The sequence below is a fragment of the Ochrobactrum sp. BTU1 genome (assembly GCA_018798825.1).
Lineage (GTDB): Bacteria > Pseudomonadota > Alphaproteobacteria > Rhizobiales > Rhizobiaceae > Brucella.
This window is the reverse complement of sequence record CP076355.1, coordinates 1,300,242-1,312,542: the sequence shown is the minus strand read 5'-3', so window position 1 is coordinate 1,312,542 and position 12,301 is coordinate 1,300,242. Positions and strand designations below refer to the sequence as shown.

The following is a 12,301-nucleotide window of genomic DNA, read 5'->3' as shown; positions in this document are numbered from 1 at the left end:
GCAACAGAAAACCGCATGACGTCTAAACCCCAAACATCACGCAAGCCCGGAAAACCAAAGACCGGTGCGAGTGAGAATTCGATCACAATTCCCATGCGTTATGGCGATGACCCCTATGTGTGGGCATGCTGGCTTTATTACGAAGACGGTCTAACACAAGGTGAAATTGCCGACGTCATGGGCATTTCACGCGCGACCGTGAACAGCTATCTGGCCGATGCACGGGACAAGGGCATTGTCAATATTTCCCTTGAGGCAGGGCGGCTGGAATCACTGTCTGTTGCTCAGGAATTGAAACGCCATTTTGGCCTGACTGACTGCTTCATCATTCCACATGATGACAATGCCCGACCGTTGATTGATCGGCTTGGGGTCGCAGGTGCCCATGCACTCAAGAAGATTCTTAAATCCGGTGATACACTTGCTGTCGCCTGGGGACGGACGGTACTTTCAGTCGGGGAACAGACCGCTATAGGTACCCTTCAGGACATGACTGTGGTGCAAGCGACAGGTGGAACAACAGCATCGTTTTCATATACGCCGGAACGCTGTGCTGCGACGCTTGCAGAAGCCGTTTCCGGACGCTGCGTCAACATCATGGCGCCCGCTATGGTGCGTACGCAGCAAACACGGGACGTATTGCTTGAAGAGCCTTTGCTTCAGGAGCAATTTGCGACGCTTGAAAATGCCAATCGTATTATTTTTGGTGTTTCGTCGCTACGTTCCAACTCGACCATTCACACCAGCGGCTTTTTTGAATCAGTCTCTCTGCAGCAATATCTCGCAGCTGGCGCGGTGGGTGTTGTGGCGGGCCGCTTCATCAATGAGCGTGGGAAGCCAGTCGCAGGTCCGCTTGATGAGCGTACAATAGGCATTTCGCTCGATAAATTGCGCCAGATCAATACCCGTATCGCGGTTGCTGGCGGTTTCGACAAGGTGCCTGCGCTTCTGGCAGCCCTCCGCGGCGGGTTCGTCAATGTTCTTGTTACCGATGCTGCGACGGGTCTGGGAATTCTGCGAGCTGACGGGATCATTGATCTTGATGCACGTCTTTCACAAAAGCCAAAGACAAATCAAATCCCGGCAGCTTTCCGCGTGCGTGTAAAAAAACTCCTTAACAATCCGAACGAGGTGGTTGAGGAAATGCTGGACGGAATTGTGCGCGCTCATGGCAAATTCCTGCAGCCAATCGGTGGCTCCAATCGAGCGCTGGTCGCGCGGAATGGTCCACGCGCCGGAAAAGTGGGACTGGTCATTGGTGGTGGCGCGGGTCACGAGCCTTGCTTCGTTGGCTATGTAGGCAGAGGGTTGGCCGATGCTGTTGCGGTCGGTAACGTCTTTTCGTCTCCGCCTCCCGACCCGATTGTTGAATGTGCGCTTGCTGCATCCAACGGCGCAGGTGTTCTCTTCGTGTATGGCAATTATGCAGGCGACGTCATGAACTTTGAGATGGCAGCTGAAATGGCCGAGGAAAAAGGCGTCAAAATCAAAACTGTTCTGACCACAGATGACATCGCCTCATCACCGATTGATGACAAGGACGGGCGCCGCGGCGTTGCAGGCAATTTTTTCGTCTTTAAGGTGGCAGGTGCTGCTTGCGACAAAGGCCTTTCACTGGATGCTTGCGAAACTGTTACACGAAAGGCCAATTCGCGGACCTATACTATTGGTGTCGCCCTTGAGCCGGGTTCGCTGCCCCAGACAGGCCGTCATAACTTTGAAATTGGCCCGGAAGATATGGAGATAGGAGTCGGAATTCACGGCGAGCCGGGTGTATCGCGAGACAGAATTCGTCAGGCTGACGAAATTGTCGATGGTATCATGGACAGAATCTTCAATGAAATGAAAGCTGTACCAGGAGATCGTGTTGCCGTTCTGGTCAATTCATTCGGGTCAACACCGCTGATGGAGCTTTATGTTCTTTATCGTCGTGTAGCGCAGCGACTTGAAGCCAAAAATATCCATGTCGAAGCGAACTGGGTCGGTCATTATTGCACCTCATTGGATATGGTGGGAGCGTCGATTTCGGTCATGCATCTTGATCAGGAGCTAACAGATTTACTGTTGCATCCATGTGAAACTGCGGCCCTCAGAATCGGCTAGATGCTCCAATTGAGTTCTGCCGTTTCACAGTGCCCTAAAGTAAACTAGCATAGGCCTTATGATGCCCGACTTGGGTTTGCAGTTATAAGGTTTGAGGAGAACACCCATGTCTGAAACCGCTGCTCGAAGTCTTGCTCATATGTTCGACGCTGTTTCTGAAGCGCTGGAAGCGGACCGCGACCGGCTTTCTGAACTCGACGGCGCAATCGGCGATGGCGACCATGGCACCACCATGGCATTGGGCTTTCAGACCGTACGCAGGGAGCTGTCTAAGCTAAACCTTGATGAAACAGATATAGCGACTGTTCTCAATACGGCTGCAACCGCTTTCATCAACGCAGTCGGTGCGTCGACTGGACCGCTCTACGCGACTGGTTTCCGTCGTGCGGCGCAAGCGACTGCGGGGCGTAATGATCTCAATCTCGCCACTTGTGCAACAATTATCGAGGCAATTGGGCTTGGTATTCGCGAGCGCGGACACGGTCAACGCGGTGACAAAACGATGCTTGATGCATGGCTGCCTGCTGCAGAAGCCGCGCAAGCAGCAGCAATTGACGGCCTAAGCTCTGTCAAATTCTGGGAAAATGTGGTGGCCGCAGCTGAGTCTGGTGCCAATACGACCCGCTCCATGATCGCAACGAAGGGTCGTGCTGCCCGTCTCCGTGAACGCTCGCTCGGCCACGTGGACCCCGGCGCGGCATCGACGGTGACTATCCTGCAGGCTATGGCTCAATCCGTTAAAAACTGATGCATCGTCTTAGAAGCGAAAAGCCGGAAGATAGTAATCAAACATTATTCCGGCTTTCCTAGCTTGGTCGGTCATTTCGTTGTAACCGACCCCTGCATGGACACCTGTGCCGACAAGACAGGTCTGATGTCCAGCAGACGCTCCGCCCGCAATATCGTGCTCAACACTGTCCCCTATGCAAAGGATGCGGGGATTTTCCAGTTCTAATCTGCACGCTGCTTCCTGGTAGATTGCGGGGTAGGGTTTGCCGATGAATGTAACTGCTCCACCCATTGCCTTGTATTCCTGTGCTATCCGACCGGCACCCGGTTTTACACCCTGCCCAGTTAACATGGCGATGTCCGGGTTGGTGCACCAGCACGGAATTTTTCGTTGGGCCGCCGGTTTCAGAAGACGGACATAGTCACTGAGCTCAATCGTATCGGCATTGCTGGCTGCGAGTAAAAGCAGATCAGCGGTTTCGGGCTTTTCAACGAGTTCAACCGGGAGGCCCTCAATGGCGGACAAGTCGTTGTCACGCGCGTGCAGCCAGATTTTTGGCATTTGGGGGAGGTCATCGCCCATTGCCATGATCAATTGTGCATAAGCGACTTCGCCGGAACTGAGCACTTCCTGAAACGAGTTACGTGCAAACCCAAGCTGAACCAGACGGCGCGCATTCGCTTCGCCGCGCTTGCCTGAGTTGGAAAGCAGAATGATGGGTTTCCCCAAATCGTTGAGCGCTTGCAATGCTTCCGGCGCACCCGAATATGGCTCTCTGCCGTCCAGCAGAACGCCAAATTGATCAACAAAAAATGCATCAAACTGCGGCGCTATTTCCGACAGACAAGCTATTTCAGACATTTTGGGCTCCCAATCGGGCAAGTCGGGCTGTTCCGTACGCGGCTTCTTCAGAGGTGGCGTCAAGCAAGGGCACGTGAAGGCTTCTCGCGCGAATAGCGGTCCATTGCATATTCTTGGCACCCCCACCCATGGAACGAACAGTTTTCAATGAGGGAGCTCCCAATTTCTCGAGCAAAGCGTAACCCTGTGTTTCGATATTCGCTATTCCCTCAAACAGGCCATGAAGAAAAGTTGCAGGATCGGCTGGGCGCGGAGTCAATCGTGGGTTGAAGTCCGGATCATTGACCGGAAAGCGTTCTCCCTTTTTGGGCAAGGGGTAGTAGTTGAGGCCCGTTGGCCTGCATGGGTCGATCTTTGCGCTCAGGGCGCCTATTTCATCAGTGCTGAAGTGATTGAGTAAGGCTGCTCCACCGGTGTTCGATGCGCCACCTGCCAACCAGTTTCCCAATAGCCTATGGCTGTAGATACCAAATTCCGGTGCATCTATGCGCCTGTTGGAGAGCAGTTTCAACGTGAGTGTCGTTCCCAAAACTGAAACCGCATCGCCGGGCTCAGTCGCGCCTGCCGCGAGAAAGGAGGCACACCCGTCTGTGGTACCCGCAATAACAAGGGTTTCACGTGCTAGCCCGAAACGGTTAGCAGCTTCTTGAGTGGTCATGCCAACAATTGTGCCGGGCTCGGTAACCTCTGGAAGCAAATTGCAAACGTCGAGTTTAGCCATCCATTCAGGCCAGCTTCGCGTAAGAGACGAGTAGCCGGTTTTAAGAGCGTTATTGTCATCTGAAACGAAGCGGCCCGAAAACAGAAAGGCAAGCCAATCGGCTTGATGCAATATGCGGGCAGGCCGAAGCGACAAGAATGACTGGGCTCGAAGCAAGGCTGGCAGGCCAGCAATAATTTGGGGCCCTGAAACCGCCCCGATCTTTGCTTCTGCATTGATGTCGGAAGGCGGATCATTATACATCAAAGCATCGGCGAGCGGTGAGCCGAACTTATCGACGGCTAAAACAGTCCCAGAGGTACCGTCAACGGCCAGAGCGTGGATGTCTTGGGCGCACACAGCTGAGAGGGCTTCATCCAATGCGCCTTCCATTGCCCGACGCCAGTTTGCAGGGCTGCGGTGATTACCCGCAATTGCAGCTTTTCCCGATGAAACCAGCTTTTCTCTTACGTCGATGACGACGGCACGGGCACCCGATGTGCCGAGATCAATGCCTAAATAGAGTTTTTCAGGCATTCAGGCTCTGCCTGTATTTCTCGGCATCCCAATCAAGCAGAGAAGCGACATCTTCGAGTGTGAGATAATTGACCTCTGCATCTTCGGGCACACGCAACAGAACGTTACCAAGGCATTGAGCCAGTGCTTCCGCCCCGGGACTTGCTTCGACCTTAATGTATACCCCTCCATCTGCCTCAATGATCAGAGTTTCGCCTGACAGTTTTTCGGCTCGCCCTATGGTTGGCCCACAAAAAATGACATGATCAGGATACAGGTTGCCGTTCAATGCAATTGTGCGGAGACGTGGAATTGTCATTGCTTGCGTTAGAACATGATCCTTTGCGAGCGGCTTGTATCCCACCGGTGCGGGGCCGGGAGTCTTTCCCGCACCAAAGGTTGCTATAAGGTTGAGCTTGCAGCAAACCTCGTCAAGTAAGATTTCAGCTTGTGCCACACTATCGGCCGCGACCAGCAGGCCGTGATTGCCGAGGATCGCAACATTCTCTGTCGTTCGCTTTTCAAGGAGAATTCGCCCAAGTTCCGCGCCCGGCCTGCGATAAGGCACCCACACCCATTCGATATTTGGCATCCGTTGTTTGATGCGCTGCGCCCCGTCGCTCAAGACTGCGAGTGCGATGGTCGAAACACAGTGGACGTGGAGAACAACTGCCGCATCAAAAATTGCGTGAAGACAGGTTTCGATCGAAGGTCGCAGCGTTCCGTCACCAAGTAGATAAGCCGCAGGTTGGTCTGCCTTTGGTGACCCGCCTTTTAGCGAATGAGCGATGTCACGCCATGCAGTCGGCACAAAAATATCCCGTTCAAGGGCATCACCCAGATTGGTGCCGGATGCTTTGATCCACATCACGTCACCAATTTTCAATGAGGTGTTTCCACCCGCGGACTGAACCAATAGCGGGTCTTGTCCTACCCTTGCCGAAAGCTGGACAAGCGCATCGAATTCCGCTTGATACTCAGCCGGTATTGAAGGATTTGAACGGGATGTTGTGTCGACCACTTAGGGCTCCTTTCAATCAGGCAGCGTCAGGTGCGCGATCTTGAACACCATAGCTTGCAAAGCCGCGCGCCGTGCGTTCAATCTCTTCATCCGAGAGAATCTGGGCTCCTCCAATCAGTTCTGCATGGTAATATTGATCAGCCAGAGCTTCGAGTTCATGAGCGAGCCATAGGGCGCGTGTCAGGGTATCGGCGCAAACAACCATGCCGTGATTGGCCATTAGGCAGCCTTGGCGTCCGTCGAGAGCGGTGAGGATGTTGCGAGATAGTTCAACGGTGCCATAGGTCGCATAGTCTGCGAGGCGGATGGTTGGTCCACCGAAGGCCGCAATCATATAATGCACCGCCGGGATCTGTTTGCCTGCAACTGAAAGAATAGTCGCAAAGCGGGAGTGCGTGTGAACCACCGCATTCATTTCGGGGCGTGCACGCAAAATGTCGCGATGAAATGGCCATTCGACGGATGGTTTCCTAGGGCCTTCAAATACGTCATTATCATCATCGATCCGCATTTTCGCGATCATCTCAACTGTCATCTGCTCGTAGGGAATAGCCGATGGTGTTATGAGCATATGGTCGCCGGCACGCAGTGAAATGTTGCCAGATGAGCCACGGTTGAGCCCAGAGCGCGACATGGCAAGACAGCCGTCGATAATGGATTGACGCAATTGGTTCTCGTTCATAATTTTCTCCTCAGCACAGGTGCCAGGCGGGTTCGCCTGCAATATATCGGCGCACTTCTTCGGCGGCCTGTTCAGCGGCAAAGGTGACGGTGCGAACCGACGCACCCGCGATATGCGGCGTCAGCGTAACATTATCAAGTTTAAGAAGAGGCCAATCGGCCGGTACCGGCTCAACACCAAAAGTTTCAAGCATTGCTCCGCTAAGATGGCCTGACATAAGTGCTTCCGTTAATGCATCATAATCGCAAAGCGGACCGCGTGCGGTATTCACGAATATCGCTCCTGCTTTCATTTTGGCAAATGATGTTGCGTTCATCATGCCGGTGGTTTCTTCCGTTACGCGCGGATGCATTGTAACGAGATCGGCATCAGCTAACAGGCGGTCAAAATTGACAAGTTCGACACCGTCTGCGGCGTCGGCTGGGTTGAGCTGCACATAGGGATCGTGCACAATTACCTTTGCGCCGAAGGCTCGGAGCAGGCGGACGACGCGGCTACCGATCTGACCATAACCTACAACGCCGACAGTCATTTCGGAGAGCTCACGCCCAGTCGTGTCGGCACGATAGAGATCCCCACGCCAGACACCTTGCCTCAGAGCTTCATGACCGACCCGAATTTTTCGGGTTTCAGCCAGAATGGCGCCGAGAGTGAATTCAGCGACTGCCGAAGCATTGCGTCCGGGTGCGTTAACTACCCGAATACCGCGGTCGCGTGCCGCTTTCATATCGATATTGACGGGCCCACCGCGGGTAACGGCGATCATTTTGAGCCCTGGCAATCGGTCAAGCATCGTCCGTGACATGGGAGCGAGTTGAGTGACAAGTATTTCCGCATCGCCAATCATGCTGACGACTTCGTCAGCCGAACCCATATATTCTTTCAGGCCATCCATGCCGGCGACGGCATAGCCGTGCTCCATCGGACGATCCGGCCAATCCTGTGTGAAACTCCGGATGTCCAGACCGTCACCGCAGGCCTCGCGGAGTTTTTCTTCGAATATTTCGGGCAACATGAAATGGTCCCCGATGACCACGAGTTTGCGGCTCATGCACGCATCTCCTTTATTTACAATTGCTTCCAGATCGGTGCCAGGGCGGCAACCGAAGCGGTGTAGCTGGGGAAAATCTGATCATATTTTTGAACTAGTACGGTGTCTGGAGCCTCGCTTTTGGAGAGGGTAGGGCTGACCCAGTCCTTGATGATGGTTCGCATATCTGGCGCGAGACCAACGCCAACAGCGGCGATCATTGCCGCACCTGTCGCTCCTGCTTCTTCACGGGTAGCACGGCGGAGATCTGCACCGAGACAGGCCCCCAGAATTCGACGGAGTTCATCGGCGCGTGCTGCGCCGCCTGTGACAACAATTTCGCGCGGGATTTCTCCCATTGCTGAATAACAATGGCGGGCCGAAAGTCCAAGGCCTTCGACTACAGATCTGACGATGTCTGGGAAACGATGGCCCGAATTGAGGCCGATCAGGCTTGCCCGCGCCTTCACATCAATAAATGGGCCGCGCTCGCCCGCCTCGGAGATATATGGATGATAGAGAAGTTGCCCAGGTTGCGCTTTGATGAGCCATCCATTGAGACGGGCAATAAGTTCGGCCCTATCTGGCTGATGTCCGAATTCACGAGCTATTTCGCCCGCTAATGCGAACACCCAGTCAAGATTGAGCGTTGCCGCCATATTGCTTTGAATTTGTGCGACCCAGCCCGGTATCGGAAGCGGCATTACATATCCGGATCGTGCGTCGACTGGTACGAAATCATCTGCGGGTTTTGCCACCATATGCATGCCTGTCGAACCGATGATTGTGCAGGCATTGATGTCGTCTTGAGCAAAAAGACCGCCGCCGATTGCTGTGCAGGTAACATCGACATAAGCCAACGCGACAGGAGTGCCTGAACGTAAACCTGTTTCGCGTGCGGCATCCTGTGTGAGTTTGTGCGTTTTTTGCGTACCGTCGATTATCGGCGGCAGAAGATATTTCAGCTCGGTGAGTTCCAGTGCGTCAATAACGTCGGGCGAGTACTCCCGTGTACGAAAATCCCCAAAAGTGAAACTCGCTTCCGAGGGATCCACAACTCGTTCGCCCGTCATACGGAAGTAAAGCCAGTCCTTGCAGTGAAGTGAGGTTGTCGCCTTGTCGAAAACCTCTGGCATGATTTGCCGCATCAGTCCAAGTTGCGTTCCCATCTGGCAGGAGTTTAAACCTGCGCCCGTCGAAAGATAGCGCGCCTGATCGCACGGCTTACGTTTAAGCTTTTCTGCCCGGTCCGCTGCGCGGGCATCAAGCCAAAGCCATGCTTCGGTTACGGGTTCACCGTTCTTGTCGATTAGCCATGTACCGTCGCCTTGGCCGGTGACACCGATTGCGGCGACACGATCGGCAATCCCAGGCACTTTATCGACAAGTTGCCGCAATGCGAGGGCTGTATCTTGCCAGGTTTCATTCATGTCCTGCACTGCGGCGCCGTCCGGTCGCGTCACATATCGATTTGGAACTGCCGCAACCGCTATCTGCTCGCCTGACAAATCAAAGGCAACTGTCTTGATCACAGAAGTTCCCGCATCGATGCCGATAAGGATATCCTGCTTTGCCATCATGCGATCTCCTGGCCATGTGTGATTGCCTGTCCGCTGATCGCATCAAACACGTGCAGATCATTGGCCGGGAAATGCACGCCAATGCTCTCGCCCACCCGAACTGCGCTGCGCTCATGTTCTACGAGAACGAGCGGTCTGTTACTGAGTGTAGCGCCAATATGGCTTTGATCACCGAGCCATTGATTGACATTGACATTTGCCGTTACACCCTGTTCTGCACGCTGCACAGCATATGGTCTGATGCCAATCACGACATCTCCCAGTGATGCTACCAATTCGCGTGTACCAGCTTTAAAAGCTTCAGGCTTATAGACAAGTTTTTGACCATTGCCGAGATCGAAGCTCAAGCTGCCATTGGTCTCCGCCGCAGCTTTTGCAGGAAATGTGTTCATTGGTGGTTCGCCGACGAAAGTGCCGGTGAACAGGTTGGCCGGTTTAAATTTAATCTCCTGCGGACTTGCAAATTGTTGCAGAACGCCTCCCTCCATCACCGCGATCCGGTCGGCGAGAGCGTTGGCTTCCGTCTGATCGTGGGTTACAAGAATCGCGGTCAGTCCGTGTTCTTTGATATAATGCTTGATGCGCCCGCGTAGCAATGTGCGCAGCTGTGGTTCAAGTTGCCCCATTGGTTCATCGAGAAGATAGAGGTCGGCCTCTCGTACGAGCGCCCGCGCGAGAGAAGCACGCTGCTGCTGTCCACCGGAAATAGTACCGGGCATACGATGCAAAATATCCGTGATTTCCAGCATCGATGCCACCTCATTGACGCGGCGGGTAACGTCCGCTTCGGCAAGCTTTGCGGCTTTGAGTGCGAAGGCGATATTGTCGCGAACATTTACCGTGGGGTAAAGAGAGTATCCCTCGAAGGCCATGGCAACATGCCTGCGGACGGGTGGCAGCTGGTGCACTTCTCGGTCGGCCATGATGATCGTTCCGCGAGAGACAGGTTCAAAGCCTGCTATCATCCGCAGAGTAGAGGTTTTTCCACAACCAGATGAGCCAAGCAATGCGATGATTTCGCCGGCGTTGATGTCCATATTGAGGTTTTTGACCGCATGGAAACCTTTACCAGCCGGTCCGTAAAATTTGTCGAGGTTGGTCAGTTTGAGCATAGTCTTGGTCATTGTCCGCCCTCCAGTTCAATACGGCGACCGTTTTGAGGATCAAACAGCAGAACGGCATTTGCATCGACAGCGACGTGTGCAGGACCGCGATCCGGTGCAGGTGTTCCGGCCGGTCGCGAAAGCATGATTTCGCGACCACGTTCAGTGAGGGCAAGCGAAACTGTCTTTTCATTAAGTGGCGTTTCTGCCTCGACTGTAATGGGGATTGCCCCGGGCGTTTCGGACGTAACAAACCGAATTGATTCAGGACGCAGACCCAGCATCAAAGATTGACCGACATGCGCTGCAAGGCCTTGCGGTAAAATGAGGCGGCCACCGGAAAGACGCGCTTCGACGGCACCTGAGGACATTCTCTCAGGTGTTATTTCGAGAAGATTGATAACCGGATCACCAAAGAGGCGCGCAATTTCAATGGTGGCCGGGCGACAATAAATGTCCTCTGGCGTGCCAATCTGAGTTATGCCCTTTGCATCAAGAACGGCAATTCTATCACCCAGAGCCATTGCTTCCTTATAGTCCTGCGTGACGTAAATGACAGTCGCATTGCGTTCGCGTAAGAGCCGTGGCAATTCAAGCCGCATTTCGAAGCGCAGCTTGGCATCGACATTTCGCAGCGGATCATCGAGCAATAAGATGGAGGGATCGCCGGCAAGCGCACGGGCAAGTGCGGTACGCTGTTTTTGACCGTTGGAGAGCTCTTTGGGCTTGTGACTTGTGACATGGTCGATTTTCAGGAGGCGAGCGAGATTGCCGACTGCTTCCCTGATCTTGTCTTTGCCATAACGTCGTGCAGTCAGTGGAGCCGCAATATTTTCTGCCGCGTCCATATGTGGGAAGAGCGCAAAATTTTGAAACGCCATGCCGAGCCCGCGATCTTCCGGCTCGACCCCTGCCATGTCTTGGCCATTAAGAAATATGCTGCCCTCATCGGGGTCGACGACGCCGGCAATCAGGCGAAGAAGAACGGTCTTTCCTGCCCCCGAAGGACCAAAAAGAACTACCGTTTCGCCAGTCCCGACGTCGAAGGAGATGTTTTCGAGGACTTTATGGGTCTTGAATGATTTATGGATGTTCTTAAGCGATATTGACATATCTTACCCTTTCACCGCGCCGAGCGATAGACCCTCAACGAGGTAGCGTTGGGCATAAAGTGCAATGGCGAAAGTAGGCGCGATCGAGAGAACGATTGCTGCTGCAACCTGCCCATACTGGATGCCGGACGCGGTCACGAAAGCGAGGGCACCAACTGTCACCGGCTGTTTGTCAGCCGATGCAAGCACCAAGGCAAAGACGAAGTTGTTCCAGGCGAAGATGAAAGCCAGCAGCGCTGCGGCTGCAATGCCGGGGCCTGCAAGCGGAAGCGCGATCCTGCGAAATGTCGCTCCCCAGCTATGGCCAGCGATACGATAGGCATATTCAATATCGGCAGGCATGTCTTCAAAATATCCACGCACGATCCAGAGGATCAGCGGCAGTACGATTAGCTGATAAACCCAGATAAGACCAAGATAAGTGTCGCTCAAACCGATTTGCTGGAAATAGATTGTAAGCGGCAGCAGAACCAGTAGTGGTGGAGCAAAGCGGAACGAAAGAAGTGTGAAAGCGATGTCTTCCGAACCACGAAATTTAAGGCGCGCGAATGCATAGGCCGCAGGAACACCAAGCAAAAGACCTATCGCGACTGACGTCACCGATAAGAAAAACGAGTTGAACAGGTTCTTCATGAAACTGATTTCGAGAACGCCTGCCGATGTTTGCAGTTTGCCGGAAATAAGTGCCGTGTAGTTTTCAAGTGTGGGCGAAAACACCACGGATGGCGGCACGCGCAAAATGGTTTCGTTGGTCTGAAAACTCATCAGGAATATCCAGACAATCGGGAACATGAAGAACAGCACCACCAGGGTCAAAGCAATGACACGCAGGATGCGTTCGAGAGGGTGAACATGTTGCATCG

Annotated in this window: 11 protein-coding genes; 2 read left to right on the top strand and 9 right to left on the bottom strand. The window is 53.7% G+C overall.

What is annotated here, in order from left to right; translation table 11 throughout:
• Nucleotides 1-15: 15 nt before the first annotated feature.
• Together dhaK and dhaL are read left to right on the top strand one after the other, a co-directional pair.
• On the top strand, nucleotides 16-2,103 hold the full coding sequence (gene dhaK / locus KMS41_17430) for a dihydroxyacetone kinase subunit DhaK (GenBank protein QWK79269.1): 2,088 nt from the start codon (nucleotides 16-18) through the stop codon (nucleotides 2,101-2,103).
• Between the two features lie 106 nt (nucleotides 2,104-2,209).
• Nucleotides 2,210-2,851: a dihydroxyacetone kinase subunit L gene (gene dhaL, locus KMS41_17425; protein ID QWK79268.1), complete on the top strand. Its 642-nt coding sequence runs from the start codon at nucleotides 2,210-2,212 to the stop codon at nucleotides 2,849-2,851.
• Nucleotides 2,852-2,860: 9 nt separating this feature from the next.
• Here the strand turns inward: dhaL and KMS41_17420 are convergent, their stop codons facing one another.
• Genes KMS41_17420 through KMS41_17380 form a run of 9 tightly spaced genes read right to left on the bottom strand, consistent with a single transcriptional unit; the run spans nucleotide 2,861 to nucleotide 12,299 of the window.
• Nucleotides 2,861-3,694 carry a TIGR01459 family HAD-type hydrolase gene (locus KMS41_17420; protein ID QWK79267.1) on the bottom strand — a complete coding sequence of 278 codons (834 nt, stop codon included), beginning with the start codon at nucleotides 3,692-3,694 and terminating at the stop codon, nucleotides 2,861-2,863.
• Nucleotides 3,687-4,931, bottom strand: coding sequence for an FGGY-family carbohydrate kinase (locus KMS41_17415; protein QWK79266.1), 1,245 nt, complete (start codon nucleotides 4,929-4,931; stop codon nucleotides 3,687-3,689). The genes KMS41_17420 and KMS41_17415 overlap by 8 nt, the downstream gene beginning before the upstream one ends.
• Nucleotides 4,924-5,931, bottom strand: a complete 1,008-nt coding sequence (locus KMS41_17410) for a class II aldolase/adducin family protein (protein ID QWK79265.1) — start codon at nucleotides 5,929-5,931, stop codon at nucleotides 4,924-4,926. Before KMS41_17410 ends, KMS41_17415 begins: the two co-directional genes overlap by 8 nt.
• Before the next feature lie 16 nt (nucleotides 5,932-5,947).
• Nucleotides 5,948-6,613, bottom strand: coding sequence for a class II aldolase/adducin family protein (locus KMS41_17405; protein QWK79264.1), 666 nt, complete (start codon nucleotides 6,611-6,613; stop codon nucleotides 5,948-5,950).
• A gap of 10 nt (nucleotides 6,614-6,623) precedes the next feature.
• Nucleotides 6,624-7,664: a 2-hydroxyacid dehydrogenase gene (locus KMS41_17400; protein ID QWK79263.1), complete on the bottom strand. Its 1,041-nt coding sequence runs from the start codon at nucleotides 7,662-7,664 to the stop codon at nucleotides 6,624-6,626.
• 17 nt (nucleotides 7,665-7,681) lie between these two features.
• Nucleotides 7,682-9,220: a carbohydrate kinase gene (locus KMS41_17395; protein QWK80296.1), complete on the bottom strand. Its 1,539-nt coding sequence runs from the start codon at nucleotides 9,218-9,220 to the stop codon at nucleotides 7,682-7,684.
• Complete coding sequence (locus tag KMS41_17390; GenBank protein ID QWK79262.1) at nucleotides 9,220-10,347, bottom strand: ABC transporter ATP-binding protein; 1,128 nt, start codon at nucleotides 10,345-10,347, stop codon at nucleotides 9,220-9,222. Before KMS41_17390 ends, KMS41_17395 begins: the two co-directional genes overlap by 1 nt.
• Nucleotides 10,344-11,438, bottom strand: a complete 1,095-nt coding sequence (locus tag KMS41_17385) for an ABC transporter ATP-binding protein (protein QWK79261.1) — start codon at nucleotides 11,436-11,438, stop codon at nucleotides 10,344-10,346. The genes KMS41_17390 and KMS41_17385 overlap by 4 nt, the downstream gene beginning before the upstream one ends.
• A 3-nt stretch (nucleotides 11,439-11,441) precedes the next feature.
• A complete protein-coding gene (locus tag KMS41_17380; GenBank protein ID QWK79260.1) occupies nucleotides 11,442-12,299 on the bottom strand; it encodes a carbohydrate ABC transporter permease in 858 nt (285 codons plus the stop codon).
• Nucleotides 12,300-12,301 lie beyond the last annotated feature (2 nt).